The following is an 18284-nucleotide window of genomic DNA, read 5'->3' as shown; positions in this document are numbered from 1 at the left end:
CGGTGTTTGAGGCCACGAGGGTCTCGTTGTGTGCAGGGACTTTTGCAACTTCGACCAAGGTATTGCAATGTTTTCCGATCCGCTGTCGTTTTGACTTTTCTTTGAAGACCTGTCTGATCCACGAGAGGACTACAAAGTTACCCATTCGCTCAGCGATATGATTTTCCTGGCTCTGTGCGGAGCGGTTGCTAATTGCGATCACTGGACTGAAATCGAAATTTATGCTCGCAATCATCTCAAGTTCCTCAAGAAATTTGTTTCGCTCAGCGGTATTCTCTGCCTGTGCTGTTGCCAGATGGAATTCCCTCGCACGATACGTTCAGTCGAGTCTTCTCACGACTCGATCCGGTCGCATTCTCGGAATGCTTGATCAAGTGGGTGGATTCCCTGCAAGGTGATCTTCATTTGTACCTAGGACAGTTACTGGTCGAGGAAGGCACTAACGAGAAGACAGTGATGCCGAAATTGATTGAACTGCTGGAACTCTCGGGAGCCGTTGTGACTGTCGATGCGGCTCATACAAACAAGTCGATTGCCCGACAGTTGCGTGGCAAGAACACGGACTACGTGATGACCGTCCGGTTTTCTTTGCATACCTGAGGTACGACAAGACCAACTGAAGTTGTATGAGATCATCAATCAGAACTTTAAGGAGCTTTCTGAGAACGACTTTCAGCATCCCAAGGTTCGGCGTCATACGACACGGGAATCAAACGGAGGGCGGGACGAATACCGACGCGATACCGTCTTTCCTGCCTCTGCCGAAGTGAAACAACTCGGGTGGGTCGATGTGGCAGTATGCTTTGCGAACTAAAAGTTCGACCGGATCGGCATGGTGTACCGCGAACGAACGGTCAACGGGAAGACGTCGCAGGAGTTGACCTGTTGACTCACGAGCAGTCAACGAATCAAACCGTTTCATCAGCTCGCTCGAACCGAAGGTGCGAACCCTGGCTAAGCACGTTCGGGACCATTGGAAGATTGAGAACCAGATGCATTGGTCATTGGACGTTACTTTTGCAGAAGATACAAGCCGAATCCGCAAAGGTGAGGGTGCAGCGAACGCAGCGATCTTCCGCCGATTAGCACTGACAATTTTGAAGCGATACACCGATGAAAAAATGAGCATCCGCTCGAAACGACTCAGCGCGAGCTGGAATTCGGAGAACTTATTGCGATATTTGACAGGAAATCAGGCATAATCTTATGCGATTGCCCTGTGAGATTCTGTTATATCCACCAGTTTTCGTGAAGATTATCAAATGCCATTGCGACCTGGTGGTTGTCGCAGTAGGAATTGCACAATGTGGCGAACTGCGTAGTTAATGCGTTCAATTCGTCACATTCTTTCAGGCCATCGTCCTTCAATTGTTCAAGTACAGAACGATCTTGCAACTCAATCAGTCGTCCACGCAAAGTTTGGGTTATTTCTTGGTACTCGACCTTCGTGATAATGCTCTTCGACTCGTTGCCATCTGAGTCAGTTGTGACGTGCCACCATTCAGTATCACCATCGGTTCCAGACTGCATGCCGACACGACCGGGGTAGTCTGTTTCAGTCGAGAAAGGCGTGACCGTAAGTGTCTGATTTGTATCAACATGGATTCCGACTTGACGGCCGCGGTGGTCAATTTCCACCAGAGGTGCAATATAGGCATTACTACGGGCACTGGCTTCTCGGTATCTACGTTGTGCTTTCATTGCGACAGACTCGGTTTCGTGGATCAGTCTGGTTGTGTAGCGGATTAAGTTTGTGATAGTGAAGGAAAGTTTCTGGAAGTCTTCATTTGTGAACTTTGCCCATTTCTCGTACGGCGTTCCAATTGACGAGTTTTGAAGGAAGTGTTCGTCGAGGGTCAGTGGAAGGTAGTGCGTGACCGCATATCGATAGTGATTGACTACGTCTTGCTGCATGAGAAAAACAGTTGCAGGAATCGCCGGTATTTTGAGCTGTGATTCATAGCCAGAGAGGACGTCGATTGCATCTTGAAAGATGGTTCGCAAGTTTAGCATGACGTGACGGACTTATGGATATAATATGTATTCGACCGCCAAATTACGGTAAAGTTTTATCGCATTTTTGCAGTCGAGTATGGGGCAATTAATTCAACTATGGAAGAATGCCAAGGCACTTTGTCACAGAACACTGATGATCCAATAAGATTCTACAACGATCTTCACAATACCAATAAGCGTACATGCATGAATCAGGCTGTTCAAGAACGATGACATGAATTTAAGTTCGCCGCGATAACTTCATGCGTGAGATTATCGCCAAAGTCGCTCCTGCCTCTTCCCAATCCTCCACCCCAACAACCTTCCTTAACTCCCTCTCCGTCACAGAATCACCTCCCTGCTCCACCCGTGGCGAGCTATCCCCGCTATATACCGTGATCATTCGCCCTTAGTGGGTGAGCGTTCATGTACGATGCCGCTGTTATCCGCGACATTTCCACCGCGCATCGGGCTGTAACCGACAAGCCAGTAGTTTATCAAATCGCCTGGACGAATGTCGGCATCAGGTGACGCAGGAAACAGGATCGAAAATCGCATTGTTTCGTGCTTTTTCGCTAGATTCAAAGAGTCGGTTGTGATCTTGCCATAGTACCGTTCGACTTCGAGCTTAAGTAGTAGTGTATCGTCCGTTTTCTGTATCGGCGTTACGGCAACGATGCGAACAAGAATGTTGTGCGCATGCGAAGCCTGAACTGGAACCCCTGGAATAATTCTCTGAGTGGACTCGGAGCTCGCTTGCTTAGGCGGTGCGGACCAAGCAGGGAAAGTGGCGATCTCGTAAAGGATTGCAATCGAAAGCGCAGTAAGCAGGAAGCATTTTGGAGAGGTCATTGCGTTCCCTCATTCGAATAATGGGATTAAAATGTTTTCTGAGCCTCAGGCGTGCATTCACCACACCATGAAGCGTCATTGACGACGATGCCTGTATTCGATCCGCCATCAAAAATTGCACCGCGTGTCTTTTTGCCGTATCCAAGAAATAGAACGTGAGACTTGCGGTGGGCCTTGCAGGTTGCACGCCCACAGAATTTGCACACAGCTCGAGCATCGTCGTCACATATGAAGCACTTCATCGGGTTGCCAGGCGGTTCTCAGGGGTGTGGATTTCAGTCGGATAAAAGCAAGAGTTACTGGAGTTATATAAGTTGAGTTTCATTCGCGAATACGAACCAAAGGGCCTACCACAGCATGCGATAGTTATTTGTCCTCATGGTTTAACTGCCAAGGATATAACGAGTCTGTACAATGACGCAATCTCCAAAGCATTCATGAGCATACACTGATGATTGAGGTCTTCAAGAACGATTCCCTTAATTTGAGTTCGCCACGATAACTTCATTTGCGTGATTAACGCCAGATCCGCATTTGCCCCTCCCAATCCTCCACCCCAACAACCTCCCGCAACTCTCTCTCCGTCACCTGATCACCTCCCTGCTCGACACGTGGCAAGAACAAAATCGCTTCCTGAATCTCAGGAGCCAGATTCAGCAAGTTCATGGTCTGTGTCATGCGTGCTCGGCTCACTTGGCCCAGTCGTGCGAGTTCGGTGTAGTCGTTAACGTGGCCATCTCGGATCAGCTGTTGTGGGGAGGGCCATCAGCGATGGTGGTCCTTACCCGATTCGCCGCCCGTTTGGAGTTTCGTGTTCGCCTCGGCGAGCGCAGCAACATACTGATCAACGTTAAATTCAAACGGTCCAAGCTTGTCGTATCGCCACCACGATGCTTTACTTTCTGGGCCGCGGTGCGATTGTTCGAATTCCGACCACGTGATGACGTTCTGAAACTTTGAGATTCGGGCACGCAGCGGCCAGCATCCGAAGCAACCACATTCGCAATCGTAGAATGACATCTTTTCTTCTTGGTCGCCAGAAAGATCGGGAAGAATCGAGTCAGCGGGCAAGGCTTCATATTTTCCGGCGAGGTCGGGGTGGCCTTCCGCGGAAGCGAATGGTTCTTCACATTCGCGGACATGCTCAAGCAAGTTTCGGTCATCAACGTAAATATCGAGGGCGAAGTAGTCCTGCACCTCTGGCGATTCGGACGCGGCGTTCACACGGCGGAGGCAAAACGCTATGTGATTCATGTGCAGGTGTCTCGGCTGGCGAACAGGTATTCGACCGCCGAAGTGCGGTAAAACTTTACCGCATTTATTTGGTCGAGTATGGAAGAAAACCTAACTGTGGAAGAATGCATAGGCTCTTAGTCACGGAACACTGACGATCTAATGATGCTATATCGCAATCTTCACAATACCAATTAGCGTACATGTCTGAGTCAGACTCTTCAAGAATGATCCCATTAATTTAAGTTCGCCACGAAACTTCATGTGTGGATTAATCCCAGATCCGCTGCTGCTCTACCCAACTTTCCACCCCAACAACATCCCTCAACTCCCTCTCCGTCACAGGATCACCTCCCTGCTCCACCCGTGGCAAGAACAAGATTGCTTCTTGAATGTCTGGAGCCAGGTTCAGCAAGTTCATAATCTGCGTCATACGGGCTCGGGTCACTTGGCCGAGTCGTGCAAGCTCTGCATAGTCGTTGACGTGTCCCTCTCGGATCAGTTGATCGAAGCGTATCGCCAACGCCATCAGCTTGGTGACGCGTGGCAGGCGACCTTTCGGTTTCTCTCGGTCATTCCCTTCAGCCAGACGTTTGCGTCCCTTCTTTCCCTTCTGAAAGTGGACATTTCCAGTGATTGTCAATTGGCTCATACGCTGATCTCCTCAGTTGTTGTCTGTTGCAGAAATTCTTCCAGTCCCGTTGGTCGCAGTGTGATCGCTACCGTTCCATCCTCGCCGTTGTAGCCGACCCGTTCAATCAACAGGTTCAGGCAGCGGGATTGTTCCTTGAGGCTAATACTCGACCAGAGACGGTCAAACTGGCTCAGGGATTCAATGATCTGTTCATCCGGGATTTCCAGTCGCTGATGGTTGGTCTGTTCGTTGGTGGTCCTTCTTAAGGCAACCTCGGCTTTCTGGATCTGGTCCTGCAGTTCGGCCAGTCGATCAATGTCGGGGCCTTGGGGACGTTGCAGCTGGCGAGTCAGTTCCCGGTTGGCGGTTGTGAGCGACTGTTTGAGTTGGGATTGTTTGGCAGCGAATTTCTGGGCAATCTCATGCTGCTTCTTGCGAACCGCTTTGATCGTTTGTTTTATCAACTTGGGGACTGGCCAATCTCCCGGATCTGGTCGACCACATAGGTTTCTATCTCAGCTGCGGGGATCGATTTCGAAGAACAGTTCTGCCAGCTGCGTTTCTGGGCGGTGTGGCAGACATAGTAGCGATAGCGTTTCTTGCCCTTCTGGGTGTAGGTGGCGGGGAGAGTGCAATAACTTGCTGGTGCCCGTTTGCGTTTCGGCCAGTCACATCGCATTCACGTCTATTCGCATGGAGCCCGTTTGGATGATCCCTGGGGAATCCGCAGGCGTGGCAGCTGCCATGGCTGTCGATGCGAATATTCCTGTGCAGGACGTTCCTTATGACAAGCTCCGAAAGAAGCTTGACTCGCTGGATCAGAAACTTGAACGGGTTCAGGAGCCGATCCAAGGTCAGCAAAAGCAAGGCAAGTCGGCACAATGGAAGTCTCAGGACGAATGGAATAGGCAAAAGAAGGGATGGGAGTGGCTATTCCCTCATATCGACACTGATTCCGACGGTCAGATCTCCGCTGATGAGTACGGCGTCTTCCAGGAATTCAAAACGGAGCATGATAATTGGGGAAAACTCACTCAGAGAAAAAAGAGCCCTGACGCCAGGGAAGAAAGTAGAACGAACTCCTACCGGGCATCTGCCACGCGACAAACCCAACATCGTATTGATCTTCGCCGACGATCTGGGAATAGAAGCATTCAACGCCTGTGGAGGTCGCGGTGTCCGGACGCCACATCTCGACAAGCTGGCAACCACCAACGTCACTTTTGAAAATGCCACCAGGAAAGATCTCTTATGGGCACTCTCGCATCCGACTTCGATCATCGGCAGCGATGCGTTTCCGGCTATTTCCAAACAGGACGGATCTTTCGCCCGGGATTGGGATACACCTTTCGATTCGGGCAGAGACTCGCTAGTATTTCTCAATGGCAAACAAAGCTTTAAATCGGCGTTCTAGAAGGTATCTCAAAACGTCAAATCGTACAGTCGATTGGCCTGAAAGTTGCATGAGAATCTCTCCCGAAAGGAGGCATTCTCATGCTCATGACACTGGTTTGGTGGCCGAAACGACATCGGTCGTCCACAAGCTCAGTGTCCAAGACGGATCGAACGGTTGTGTTAACCGACAGGCAATGGAATTTGATTGCGGATTTGTTTCCTTGGATCCCCCCTGCCAAACAGGGCGGCCGTCCCAAGGTCCACCCTCGCGACTGTTTGGAGGGTGTGTTGTGGATTCTCGTCACCGGAGCCCGTTGGAAAGATTTACCAAAGGCCTACCCATCGAAAGCGACTTGCCACCGCAGGCACGCCGCGTGGTCCGGAGATGGAACGTTGATGAAGGTTTGGGAACGGTTATTGGTCACCATGGAAGAAAATGGCCAAATTGATTTGAGTGAAACCTTCGGCGATGGCACGTTTGCCTCGGCAAAAAAAGGGGTAAAAAGATTGGTCCCACCCGTCGTGGGAAAGGCACAAAGATTATGATTCTGGTGGATCGCCACGGTACTCCGCTGGCGATCGACACCGAATCGGCATCGCGAAACGAATCGATCTTGATTGAGCCGCTGTTTGTAAAAATGACCTGTAAAAACCACAAGCCCGAACGGATCATTTACGACAAAGCCGGAGATGTTGATCGCATTCGAGACAAATTTCAGGAAGCCGTAATTGATTACATTTGCCCACATCGTCGAGGCAGGACTCGAGCTATTAAGCAGGATGGTCGCAGACTGCGTCGGTACAAACGGCGGTGGATCGTCGAACGCACGATCGCCTGGCTGCACAACTACAGACGAATTGTCACACGCTGGGAACGCCATGACATTTTGTACGAAGGCTTCGTCGCACTCGGTTGTGCGCTTACACTATTAAAACGGTTTTGAGATAGCTTCTAGATCATTTTATCGTGATCAGTCCCCGACAACTCAATGTCATCGGACGAGAGTTTCAATCGTGATACAACTATGAACGACCCCATTCCTCGGTAAATCATCTGCCGTTTGCATAACACGGCTGGGCGGATTGCTCAAGAACTACTCCCGAAGAGCAGCTTAAGATTAGGCTTTCGGGAAATATAATCGCGAAGGTATTACCTCCTCCGGCACGCGATCATTCCCAAACCGATTCTAGTTCTTCTGGTCGATAGCTTGACTTGGCCATTATGGCTGACCAGGAGTAGGAACTTTCGAAATAGTTCAGGTGCGATTGACTCTGAAATTCTCGGGCGAATAGATATCACTCTTGACGAAAAAGAATACGCGTCTCGACAGGAAGAGATGGCTATCGATCCTGACGAAATCGCAGACCGACTACTAAACTCGGACAAGATTCCTGATATTGGTCATGCCTTCGCAATCAACGTGGTACTATCCAAACATATCGCATCAATTTAGTACGATCCAAGTGGAATGGCAGTGGTCAACACTTGCCTGATGGGTGCATTGGCAGACCTGTATGAGACGACCGATGAGTTTCAGCGGTCGGACGATGTTTACTCGAACCTGGAAAACACTGGTATCAAGCCGCGGCGACGCACGCGTAGAAACCTGACAGAGACTTTTGATGATGATTGTGCCGCAATTGCGTTTAAGGATTTTGCTGTCGCAGCCAAGTGATTCGACGAGTGTTTTAAGCAGCGGCTGAATTAGTGTTTACAAACCCCAAAACGCACCTTCGTAACAACGACTAAGAACTGATGAAGGACGTTTTGGGAAGCGTTCCTGGAGTTTTCAATTACCTCACTTCTACTGATTTCGATAACCACATTTTCTATCGAGGTTCATTAATTCGAAAAGTATAGTCCGCGAAGCGTTCTGGGTCTCGGCCTGCCTCTTCCCAGCTGTAGGGATAGGAGCCGATATGTCGGAGTCTGACTGTCGTGTCGGCGATGATTGAAATGTTTGCCTGTCGTGTACGCTCGCAGAAGGCGTAATCTTCAGCCAGATAGGTGTGATGAGACCCTTCGGGTATGATCATCGGTAGGAAAAATGGCTGGACAGATTCGTTGTAAATCGTATTGCAAACTGGCAGTGCAAACGTTTTCAGGATCTGGTTATAAACTTCGCGACGCGTATGTACGAAGCCAAATCCAACATGTCTCAACTCGCACAGTCCGCCGTTGGCTCCGAACTGAATCGATTCTGTTCCTGGCATTACGTTGCAGGCAAAGGCCCGTCGACCCTTTTTGGGATAGAGTCCACAACAGAATGGTAGCTCGTGGTTCCGAAGACGAGCTACATCCGTTGGCTCAAAACCGACGTCGGCATCAATCCACATGAGTTCCTGAAATCCATCTCGAAGTGCGTCGCTGGCCATTTGGTTTCGGGCCTGATCGATGGCTGCATAACCATAGGTTCGTCTCACTGGATATCCAAACTCTTCCAATTCACGCAGTGCGACTTCACAATCTGGCTCGATTCGATGGCCTACCGGAACGAGAATAACGCAATCTTTATTAGCATCCATTGAATAAACTCATCTGATATTCATTGAGGGTCAAAACACTTGTTGTGATTATCGATCGGTGGCGTGAAGGAATGGATCAAGGCTGGCGTTCTCCATGTGCTTTGTTCGATCCTTTTCCACGCGTAGCAATCGTCGAATAGCCCGTGAGTCGAGTCGCTCCTGTCGACGCTGAAGTCGTTGAAAGACGCGAAGCCACTTGAGGGGCAACTCCGAAGAGCTCTTTCCACTAATCTGTGCCAGCATGCGCTGGTATTGATCAAATGGTAAGATGCGGAAGAGTTCATCTTCCAGGCTGAGGAAGAACTGGTAACTTCCTGGATCCCCCTGGCGAGCACAGCGCCCAATCAGCTGTCGATCAATTCGTCGAGAGAGGTGCATTTCGGTGGCAATCACATGCAATCCTCCGTGCTCTTTAACGTATGTATCGAGTGGGATATCCGAACCTCGGCCAGCCATGTTGGTTGCGATAGTTACGCGATCGCGCTGGCCAGCCTGCTGCACAATTTCTGCTTCCTGATCGTGCAAAATCGCATTGAGAACACGATGAGGGATGCCAGCTTTTGTCAATTCTTCAGCCAGCGTAGCGGAGGCGTAGACTGATGGAGTGCCCACGAGGATTGCTCGTCCCAGTTTCAAGTACTCGCGGATCGACTGAAGTATGGCCGCATTTTTTAGCTGTTGAGTTGGAAAAATACGCGGCCGAGATCCGATACGTCGGCACACACGATGAGTTGGTATTTCGGAGACGTGCAGTTTATAAACACGGCGAAGATCCAGCCGAACTGGTGTCGCCGTTCCGGTCATGCCCGCGAGATGATTGTAGCGTCGAAAGTACGACTGAATCGTAATTCGAGCAGCGGAGCCTGTTTCTGAGGTAACTTCCAGATTCTCTTTCGCTTCAATCGCCTGGTGCAGACCGGCTTGCCACTTCCTTCCCTCTAACTTACGCCCGGTTCCTTCGTCGATGATTACAATCTCTCCGTCGTCGATCACGTAGTCCCGGCCAAGTTGAAAAATCAATTCAGCAGTGATTGCTTTTTCGACGGCATCAAACAGTTTTTCCGTCGAAAAGGAAGCGATTTTAATTGGCTTGATGGAGGCAATTACCGCTCGACCGCCTTGTCTGGTCAGACTGACGGAACGGGTCTTGGCGTCTATGAGATAGTCCGTTTCAGCAGTGAGTTTCGAAACTTGATTTCGTGCCCATCCAAAAAGATGATTACGCTCGGCAAGACTTCCCTGGTCAACACCAATGATCAGCGGTGTGCGTGCTTCATCGATTAGTATGCTGTCTGCTTCATCGATGAGCGCGAATTCATGAGTTCGCTGCAAAAATTGTTGATTATCGTTTGCAACCAACTCAGATGTGCGGCCTTGCAACCGATCTCGTAGAAAATCAAATCCGAACTCGCTGGCTGTTCCGTAGGTAATATCACAGCGATATTGCTGCTGCCTTTCTCCGTGAGGCAACTTTGAGTGGAGGCAACCGCAGGACATTCCCAGTGCTGCAAAGACAGGTCTCATCTGTTTGGCATCACGTTGTGCGAGATATTCATTAGCGGTAATAACGTGCACACCTTTGCCAGGAAGAGAGCGCAGAAAAACTGGCAGCACTGCTGTCAGTGTTTTTCCTTCTCCAGTTTGCATCTCCACAACCCGGCCTGCGAACAATTCGATTGCTGCCAGTATTTGGACGGGATAGTGTCGTAGTCCAAGATGACGTTCCGAGGCGACAATTCCGATTGCGTAGGCTTCTGGAAGTAGCCGTTTGAGTGCCTTTCCTGACTTCGCGGCCCACTGCAGTTGACGGGCACGTTCCAGTAATTCCGCCTCACTGGACCTGGCATAACGACCCGCCAATGCAAGGATCATCGAGGCTTGTTTTCTGAGTCGTCCGTGCCTCATGAGAGAAAAAACACCTTCCAGGAACTAATCATGGATTACTATAAATTCAACCAAATCGGAACAGCGTAACAAGAGTTCGCCACCAGGCTTTTCCTAATGGTTGGCTGCCGATATGAATTTTTGCCGTTCCCCGAAATCCGGGAAGTATTGACTCATCGCTAATTTCGAGCGGCACTCGAGCTTCGTACGTGGAGTTAAGAGGTCGTTCCAGGCCGTCGGCGTTAGTTTCCGTCTGCAACGTACCGCCTGTTTTAATTGAGGTCTCGCGTGGAGCAAATTCGATACGGTTTGTGCTCAGATCCCTAATGCGTCCACGCCACGATCGAGCAGGATATTCCGCCACGCGAATATCGACTCGTTGATCGCGACGGACTCGATCAATTTCGGTTTGATCTATTAGTAGAATTGCGGAATACTGACTGGCTTCTCCAATAAGGCAAAACAGCGTGCCCGTTTCTAACCAGGCGCCCTTGTTTTTAGGCTGGAATGGAGTCCCTGAAAATACGGGAAGATCATTTGAACGGTACTCCATCGATGGTATTGCAGGCCCGGCGATGATGATCCCCGATCGGCTGGCCGTCAATTTAAGTCGAGATTGTTCCGACTCTAACTGGGCCACTCGGTCAGTTAGCGACGTCAATGTCTCCTGAACTTGTGGCAAACTCTGGACTGCCGAGGCGTCATCAGACTGTTGCCGCTGCAAATTTTTCAGCTGTTGGCGGACTCGCTCCAATTGTCCCCGCAACCGCACCAACTCGTTTTCAATTTCCGGGTTCTTTAATTCCGCTAATACGGTGCCTCTTGCAACACGGTCCCCCGGTTCAACAGCAAGTTCGAAGATCGAACCCGGGACTGAAACGTAAACACGTTCGGCATCTCGTGGTTGCAGGACGACACTGGTGAAAATCCGCTGAGGGACCGGAATGAGTGCAATCAGCGATAAGACCAACAACGCCGAAAACGAAGCGATGGTCACACGGAACTTTCTCATGTTGGCGAACTTTCCAGGAGTACGAAAATACTGAAACACCTTCCAGGCGGGCGTCAATATCATTCCCGCAACCGACATGGAAATCAGCACATATCCAATCGACTTTAATCCCCAAGGCTCAAATAATTCTGCGAGAAACCACAGGATTACAATTACAACAAACCAGCGGTAAATCGGTGCGGCGATCGCATACGTCACAAACAATGTGCGATGCTGACGCGGAATCACCTGTTTCAGTTTGCTCGGCAGGTTGAGAAAGATGTGTTCAAGAACGCCAACCAGAACAGATTGGGCACGAGAACTGAGATTAGGAACCTCCATCAGATCCGATAAAATGTAGTAGCCATCGTATCGTAGTAATGGGTTAGAATTGAAAATGAGCGTGGAAATCGAACTGACGGTGACCATGCTCAGGCATAAATAGTGAATCAGACCGGGCTGGGTGTTCCACCATACAAACACGCATCCGGCGGCGATGATCAATTCAACATACATGCCTGCCGCACCAATGGCAGCTCGCTTCCATTTATTCGCCAGCATCCAGGAATCTGAAGTATCACAGTATAAACAGGGAGTGAAGACCAGCAGCATAATTCCAATGTTGTGACATTCACCACCGAAGTGCTTGCACGCGATTGCGTGTCCGAGTTCATGAAACACTTTGGTGATCGCGAGACCGGCCATCAGCCACAGCAAATTCCCAGCAGAAAAGAACTCTTCATAACTCGGTAGTTTTGCCTGAAAAACTGCGAAGTGATTGAGGACAAGAAATAAAGCCGCTAAAATCCAGACGAGACTGAGAACGACGGACACGGGATGAAACAGCCAGCTCAGTTTCGGAGCCAGGCGGGATAAATAATGATCAGGGTCAAACCCTGGAAGCTTGATCCACAGCAGACTCATGAATTTGGATGCCAGAATTCGGCGCTGCTGAGTTCGCTTACGTTTCAAGAGTGGATGTGCCTGACCGAAACCATCGGCCAATACCAGGCCAGAACGATGAAACATGAGACAGAGAGACTGGAGTTGATGATGTGAAATCGCGATCGCGGGAAATTGTAGCGAAAGTATCTCACGAATCTTCTCCAGAGATGTTTCTCCATCGAGCAGATTGAGTGCGGCGTATTGCTCTTCACGTAAACGAAAATACTTCAGTGAAAGCGGATCTTTGACGACCCACCAAACCTGCCCCTGCTGAGCCTGACGTTCAGACCGCAAATCAGGTCGCATCCGTAAACCCAACGGGCGGTGCTCAATTGTCGTTATGACTGCTTCCATCGCCATTTGAAGTCTAAGCCCAGGTTCCAATCAGTATGCAAACACGACTGCCTAATTGTCCGACATTATTCGATTTGATGGTTGTGTTGATTTCATCGAGGTAAGGCTCGGATTCGTCAATTGATATTCAAGTCTTCACCGAACACTCTTAGCCAGAATTCGGACTGAGATAGTTTCTAAAAGTATCGAAACCACTGCGTCTGCAAGAACTCGTAGACATCGTGAAACCAGACGTAGCCAAGTGGTCGTTGGCCACACTGAATTTTTGCGATGACTCGAGCCCCGGGACGAAGTTGTGCGATCGTTTTTTCCTCGAATGCTACTTTAATCGGCAAGCCGTAATCGGTTTGCGATTCATTAAGCATAGTCACATCACCGTATTCACGAATCGTTCCCGACCGTGTCGTTTCGGGTTCGGTGGCGAGTATGAATTCAACATTCAGGTCTTCTGAACCTGTACGACGTGCATGATCGAGATGACCAATCCGCTTGTCCGGCAAAAGTAAATCCAATTCCCATTCGCCATCGAGTCTCGCGACGGTCATTAAGATTTGCCCACGTGAAACAGGTCGCCCCGCCAGTAACTCAGCAAGATTCGCTGTGATCACCTGGCCGTTTATTTCGCTTCGCAAAGTCAGCGCTTGGAATCGTTTCTGTAGCATTTCCCGCTGCTTGATGAGACTGTCTCGCCAAGTCACAAGTTCTTCACGTTCGGCAATCATTTGATTGTAACGCGCACGCGTCAGCTCACCGCTCGAAACATCAGCGGTCGCGGCTGCGATGACCGCTATTTTTTTTATTGTCGTTTCCAGCTCGCCTTCAACTTCTTCAAGCTGAAGATTCATTTGCGCACTGCGAAGTTGCAGTAGTTCCTCATCCTCTACTACTTCACTCTGATGTGAGACGAAAAGTTGATCGACTACGCCGTTTTCTGGGGCGAAGACAAACCGCTGTTCAACCGGTTGCAGTGTTCCTTCTGCCTGAAGTTCAAATTCAGCGGGAACGCCGATCAAGGCGGCGATTGCACTCACGAGTAGCATCACAACGAGTAAGGTTTTTGGCAGCGTTCTCGCCCTGACAATCCAGCTGAGTTGCCCCAGTGCCGACCAGAGTGGCAACAAAAAGACGCCATGATGCTGATTGACATTGCGTAGTGCAGTCGTGGCATGCTGGGCAATCGCAGTCAGGCGTTCATGATCGACTAGTTTTCCGGCGAACTGTTCCGCCACGATCCCACCAATGATTATGGGAGGACGCCAATCTTTCTCCTTGCGATCGCTGTCACCACGATCGACGAGCGGTGCAACTCGAATTTGACGGGCATCTGATTCATCAATACTGGCGACAAAAGCTGCCTCCACGTGGCTTGGAAAAGAACTCGATTCATTGGGATACTCAACAGGCTCGCCGAGCGGAAGCACGATTTTAATCAGATCTTCCAGTCGACGGACACTATTGGCCCGTCGGTTGATCGAATCCAATCCACTGATTGCCGCGGCTCGATACGTTCCCCGGTGTCGAGTGAACACTGTGAGTCGATCGCAACCAACAGCTCGACGTCCCTCATTAGCGATTGTGTAGCACACTTCAGTACGATTCAGACTCGCGTGAATCGACTGACTAAACTGATCCAACGCCTGCCACCAGGCTTGTTCACGTTTGAGAGTTCTCAGCATTTGCTGACGATGATACGCGGCTGCCAAATCCGAAATGACGCGACATAATTGTTGAATGGTCGCATGATCGAACTTTGGCTCCGTCTCGCGAAATTGAATCTCAAGTACTGCATAGCATTCATCGCCGCTGGTAACACTCGAAAGTAATACTGGTGCAATCAAGTCATTTTGATTGGGATCGGGTAGAAGAAACCGTGTGTCGCCTTTGACTCGCATTTCATCTAGCTGAGCCAATTCAACACTTGATGAGTCTTCGTCAATACGAGATCCCGCTTGCGCGACAACCTCCCATCCCGAGGGCAGCAGACGCCAGGCAATTGACCGCTGCTGTGGAATGATTTCCGTCAGACGACCGAGAAGCTCCTGGTAGAATTCCTTCTCGCCAAGATCCGTTTCCGCAAGTCTGGCGATTTCATCAATCAGTAATGCGATTTGCTCGGTAGGGTTGTCTGGGGGATTTATAACAGGTTCAGTCATCGCCCTATATTCGTAACAAGACTAAGAAAGCATCCATACTCAGTAAGAGCTACGGAAATTCAGTCTAGGGAATTGCAATTCTACTTCACAATGAGATAATCGACAGCATGGCAGCAGAGACAAGAGTTTTATATTGACTTTACGCAGTAATCAAAACTCAGTTTAAGTTCTGCAAATGTCCCTACTCATTCTTACATGTTTATTAGGTAAGTCTCCATGCACTACAAACCTATGATTTATTTTGCCTTTGCTCTTTGTATTGTGACGGTTTATTCAATGGACGTCCAGTCTGATGAAATTGTTTCAACTACAAAGCCCATATTGATTAATGATGCCCTCGTTCGGCTCATCGCTGAAGTGTACGTTCCGGCGACGGAGTCCGGTCAACTGACCGAGGTGCTCGCCACGGAAGGACAGTTGCTGCAAAAAGGAGCCCCTATCGGGCGACTTAATGACGAGCTGGTGAAAATCGACGCCTATTTAGCTGGTATCGAAAAAGAAATCGCTCAAGAGAAAAGTAGTAATGATGTCGACAGACGCTTTGCAGAGAAGTCTCTAGAAGTGGCAGAATCGGAGCTGCGTCTTTCAAGGGATGCCGTTCGCCGTGTGCCGGACAGTATCTCTCAAACCGAGCTCGATCGTCTGCGTCTGGTTGTTGAAAAATCTTCGCTCTCGATTGAGCAGGCAGAGCGAGATATGCGTATCGCGAAACTGAATCAACAGCTAGATAAAAGAGAATACGAAGCGGCTGTGGTCCGAGTGGCTCGACGTCAGATTCTCGCTCCGATTGATGGACAGGTCGCGGAAGTGTTAGCTCAACCTGGCGAATGGCTCAATCCAGGGGATCCAATCGTCAAGATCATTCGAATGGATCGACTGAGAATAGAAGTTACACTCGATGGCCAAAAATATGGCCCAGAACTTCAAGGTCGTGAAGTCGAATTTGAGGTTGCTCTGCCGCCTGGAGATCGGATCGAAAAGTTTCAAGGTCTGGTTACCTATGTCAGCCCTGAAGTTCAACCGATAAATGGGACGATTCGTGTGTGGGCGGAGGTAGAAAACCCGGACCGATTACTCAGACCCGGAGTCCATGGGAAACTGACGATTCGTCCTCGATATCATGAAAAATAGTTACTCGATCGCAGGAGCCGGCAAGGGACTTTCAGCCTCTTCTTGCAAACCGATTGGTTCGGGAAGAGGGAGTATCAGCGACTCGTTTGCCCAGTCGGGTGTTGAAGAAATCTCCTCAACGGCTATGGGCAAAGGCAACTCTTCAATCAAATTTTCTTGCTCTGTTATCATCGACTCACTGGCCAATGGTGGGAGTTGCGGCTGCTCGCCTGCACTGATGAATCCAGGTTCGTTCTGCTTCAGGCGCGGCGAGGCTGGAACTCTAGTACGACTGGTTTCAGCAGCATCGTAGTAATCGGCTGCTGCCCAGGAACCTTCGCTGAAATGAACTCCATGCATGCTGAGCAAAGTTCCCGATTGAAAGTAAACCTCTTTCTTGGCGAGCTCATATTCTTTCGTCGAATTGTGGTAATCCGTTAAGGATTGAGCCAGTTCCTGTTGAGCATCCAGCACTAGGTCAATCGACACCTTATCTACCTGATAGACTTCCTGGGCGGCTGTCAGTCGCTCCTGGGCAGCAATCAACCGGTTGTAACTTGTGCTGATCGAGGCATAGGCTCGATTCACTTCCGAAATTGCATCGCCAACCTGATGCGCAATCACAAGTTCCTGTTCTCGCAGGATCGCCCGGTCACGCATCAATTTTAGCTCTGCGTGTCGCACACCAGCCTGTGCCTGTCGAAATCCGATTGGCACGGTCAACTCGACACCCACCTGCCACTCGGGATGATCACCACTCCGGGCATCTCGCATCGCTGAATTCCTGGCACCAATCAGATCATTACCAAATCCTCGCATCCGTCCGAGTGCAACCATATCAAATCTGGGCTTCAAAAAGTTTTTTGCCGCCTGCAATTGGAGTTCATCCCGTTTGACGACCCATTTCTGTTTGCGGATTTCTGAACGACGAGACAGGGCCTCACTCAGTGAATAATCCCAATCAAAACAGATCTTCGCTTGAATTGGCTCATCAACGGGCCTCAACATGCAGCCATCATTGTTCGGCAGCCCTAACAGCATCCTGAGTCGTCGTTCGCCACGATACACTCCCACAGAACGACCTTCGCGCGGATTTCCATTCAGTGCTTCCTGGACGAGATCTTCATAGATGAAATACTGCACACGAGCTCGTGCTTCACGTTCAGCCGTTCCGCCGGGCAAGCCTTGCTGAGCTTTGATGTCTTCCCAGGTTTTCCGGGCCGCATCTCGTGCCTGCTTCCAGCCATCAAGATTGCGGTAGGCAAAGTACAATTCCCAATAGGCGTCTTCGACCTGACTCGTAAAATCGCGTAGCCCGGTTTCAAGCTCGGCGATACTAATGTCAGTGTTTGTTCGCGCGACCAGAACACCATTTGAAAAATTGAATCCTGGTTGAGCGTTCGGTCCCGCGATGCGGTTAAAATCAACTCCCGCTCCCTGCATAAGAGGCTGTCTCGCTTCGAACTCGAACAGGGTGTCGTAGGCAGAAGGAAACAGATTCGTGGGCTGATTGCTGGCGTTATACAATGTGATATTACGCATTGCGAACGTCGAACCGGTAGCGGTGGTTTTGTTGAGTTCAACGGTTGCATTCGCAAGATTCTGCTCGATGTTTCGAGTCCCGCCTCCCAGAGTGATATTGTTGACGGTCCGATCATTTTTTGAGTATAGGAAACTGCTTGCCAGTTGAGCATCGAATTCACTCAATGCACCTTCGACGCCATATAATGGTTCCGATTCACGAATCGCCGGATCGTAGACCGTCTGCACAGTTTCCGGAGCGGAGAGAATTCGTCCTCCAAGATCTTTGACAATCTTCCCGTTCTCCAATGCCAGCGAGATTGCTTCGGCGAGTGTAAGATCCCAGTAGTCTAAAGGGGCCATATCTTCAAGACTTCGAGGAGCCGCACTGGCAAGTGCGGCTGAGTGAAGATTGCTCAACTCGGATTCTGCAGGGATTTCGACCGTTGCTGAAACGGGAGTGATCTGACCAGCAGTTGCAACGACATTGCGAGGTTCGGACTGTTTGGTAACCGATTTCGGTTTTGGCCCAGATGGCTTTGTAGTCTGACAACCAACAAGAGCGAGTCCCAGAAGAATGACTCCGATCTGCGTCGAAGGGTGAGGAAACTTTAATAGCCAGAGATTTGTTCTGCTGATTTGTTGTGACATCGTTCCCTCGAGTAAACAGACCGCTTTCATGCGTACCGAC

20 protein-coding genes and 2 pseudogenes are annotated in these 18284 nt (G+C 49.9%); 10 read left to right on the top strand and 12 right to left on the bottom strand.

The genetic code is table 11. From position 1 onward, the window contains the following. The first annotated feature begins 109 nt into the window (after positions 1–109). The 4 genes and pseudogenes from Pan54_RS26710 to Pan54_RS02420 form a co-directional block, all read left to right on the top strand. Positions 110–370, top strand: coding sequence for a transposase family protein (locus tag Pan54_RS26710; RefSeq protein WP_146506282.1), 261 nt, complete (start codon positions 110–112; stop codon positions 368–370). Continuing rightward, positions 283–600, top strand: a complete 318-nt coding sequence (locus Pan54_RS02430; protein WP_165441546.1) for a transposase family protein — start codon at positions 283–285, stop codon at positions 598–600. Before Pan54_RS26710 ends, Pan54_RS02430 begins: the two co-directional genes overlap by 88 nt. Positions 601–622: 22 nt before the next feature. Continuing rightward, positions 623–814, top strand: a complete 192-nt coding sequence (locus Pan54_RS02425; protein ID WP_146501983.1) for a hypothetical protein — start codon at positions 623–625, stop codon at positions 812–814. A gap of 100 nt (positions 815–914) precedes the next feature. Then, positions 915–1202, top strand: a pseudogene (locus tag Pan54_RS02420) (ISAs1 family transposase); the annotation flags it as partial. Positions 1203–1230: 28 nt separating this feature from the next. Here Pan54_RS02420 and Pan54_RS02415 read toward each other — a convergent pair. From Pan54_RS02415 to Pan54_RS26215, 7 genes are all read right to left on the bottom strand, one after another. Then, entirely contained in the window at positions 1231–2013 is a 783-nt protein-coding gene (locus Pan54_RS02415) for a hypothetical protein (protein ID WP_146501981.1), read from the bottom strand. Between the two features lie 381 nt (positions 2014–2394). Beyond that, complete coding sequence (locus Pan54_RS02410) at positions 2395–2847, bottom strand: hypothetical protein (RefSeq protein ID WP_146501980.1); 453 nt, start codon at positions 2845–2847, stop codon at positions 2395–2397. A gap of 516 nt (positions 2848–3363) precedes the next feature. Continuing rightward, positions 3364–3525, bottom strand: coding sequence for a hypothetical protein (locus Pan54_RS25700; protein ID WP_165441544.1), 162 nt, complete (start codon positions 3523–3525; stop codon positions 3364–3366). An 87-nt stretch (positions 3526–3612) separates the two neighbouring features. Beyond that, positions 3613–4101, bottom strand: coding sequence for a hypothetical protein (locus Pan54_RS02405; protein ID WP_146501979.1), 489 nt, complete (start codon positions 4099–4101; stop codon positions 3613–3615). Between the two features lie 250 nt (positions 4102–4351). Beyond that, on the bottom strand, positions 4352–4732 hold the full coding sequence (locus Pan54_RS02400; protein WP_146501978.1) for a hypothetical protein: 381 nt from the start codon (positions 4730–4732) through the stop codon (positions 4352–4354). Then, positions 4729–5178, bottom strand: coding sequence for a hypothetical protein (locus tag Pan54_RS26220; protein ID WP_242631199.1), 450 nt, complete (start codon positions 5176–5178; stop codon positions 4729–4731). The genes Pan54_RS02400 and Pan54_RS26220 overlap by 4 nt, the downstream gene beginning before the upstream one ends. Further along, on the bottom strand, positions 5175–5393 hold the full coding sequence (locus Pan54_RS26215; protein ID WP_242631198.1) for a zinc ribbon domain-containing protein: 219 nt from the start codon (positions 5391–5393) through the stop codon (positions 5175–5177). Before Pan54_RS26215 ends, Pan54_RS26220 begins: the two co-directional genes overlap by 4 nt. Between Pan54_RS26215 and Pan54_RS26210 the strand changes: the two are divergent. From Pan54_RS26210 to Pan54_RS02375, 5 genes and pseudogenes are all read left to right on the top strand, one after another. Beyond that, positions 5360–5461: pseudogene (locus tag Pan54_RS26210) on the top strand (FAD-dependent oxidoreductase); the annotation flags it as partial. The gene Pan54_RS26215 and the pseudogene Pan54_RS26210 sit on opposite strands and share 34 nt — an antisense overlap. 265 nt (positions 5462–5726) lie before the next feature. Next, positions 5727–6128 (top strand): sulfatase-like hydrolase/transferase, encoded by a 402-nt coding sequence (locus Pan54_RS25690; RefSeq protein WP_242631197.1) that lies wholly within the window; start codon positions 5727–5729, stop codon positions 6126–6128. 80 nt (positions 6129–6208) lie between these two features. Next, positions 6209–6655 carry a transposase gene (locus tag Pan54_RS02385; protein WP_146501976.1) on the top strand — a complete coding sequence of 149 codons (447 nt, stop codon included), beginning with the start codon at positions 6209–6211 and terminating at the stop codon, positions 6653–6655. After that, entirely contained in the window at positions 6652–7053 is a 402-nt protein-coding gene (locus Pan54_RS02380; RefSeq protein ID WP_242631196.1) for a transposase, read from the top strand. Before Pan54_RS02385 ends, Pan54_RS02380 begins: the two co-directional genes overlap by 4 nt. Before the next feature lie 525 nt (positions 7054–7578). After that, positions 7579–7785 (top strand): hypothetical protein, encoded by a 207-nt coding sequence (locus Pan54_RS02375; protein WP_146501974.1) that lies wholly within the window; start codon positions 7579–7581, stop codon positions 7783–7785. Between the two features lie 154 nt (positions 7786–7939). Here the strand turns inward: Pan54_RS02375 and Pan54_RS02370 are convergent, their stop codons facing one another. The 4 genes from Pan54_RS02370 to Pan54_RS02355 form a co-directional block, all read right to left on the bottom strand. Further along, entirely contained in the window at positions 7940–8635 is a 696-nt protein-coding gene (locus Pan54_RS02370; RefSeq protein ID WP_146501973.1) for a hypothetical protein, read from the bottom strand. A 48-nt stretch (positions 8636–8683) separates the two neighbouring features. Next, the gene (locus tag Pan54_RS02365; protein WP_146501972.1) at positions 8684–10540 is read right to left on the bottom strand and encodes a preprotein translocase subunit SecA; all 1857 of its coding nucleotides are present in this window, start codon (positions 10538–10540) and stop codon (positions 8684–8686) included. Positions 10541–10586: 46 nt separating this feature from the next. Next, positions 10587–12809 carry a biotin/lipoyl-binding protein gene (locus Pan54_RS02360; RefSeq protein ID WP_146501971.1) on the bottom strand — a complete coding sequence of 741 codons (2223 nt, stop codon included), beginning with the start codon at positions 12807–12809 and terminating at the stop codon, positions 10587–10589. 176 nt (positions 12810–12985) lie between these two features. Further along, positions 12986–14962, bottom strand: a complete 1977-nt coding sequence (locus tag Pan54_RS02355) for an efflux RND transporter periplasmic adaptor subunit (protein WP_146501970.1) — start codon at positions 14960–14962, stop codon at positions 12986–12988. A 216-nt stretch (positions 14963–15178) separates the two neighbouring features. Between Pan54_RS02355 and Pan54_RS02350 the strand changes: the two genes are divergently transcribed. Further along, positions 15179–16093, top strand: a complete 915-nt coding sequence (locus Pan54_RS02350; RefSeq protein WP_146501969.1) for an efflux RND transporter periplasmic adaptor subunit — start codon at positions 15179–15181, stop codon at positions 16091–16093. Here Pan54_RS02350 and Pan54_RS02345 read toward each other — a convergent pair whose 3' ends face one another. Then, positions 16094–18244, bottom strand: a complete 2151-nt coding sequence (locus Pan54_RS02345; RefSeq protein WP_165441540.1) for a TolC family protein — start codon at positions 18242–18244, stop codon at positions 16094–16096. Between the last annotated feature and the right edge of the window lie 40 nt (positions 18245–18284).

Source organism: Rubinisphaera italica, from assembly GCF_007859715.1.
Lineage (GTDB): Bacteria > Planctomycetota > Planctomycetia > Planctomycetales > Planctomycetaceae > Rubinisphaera > Rubinisphaera italica.
Note: the sequence above shows the minus strand (reverse complement) of the source record. Positions and strands in the feature narration are given on the sequence as shown.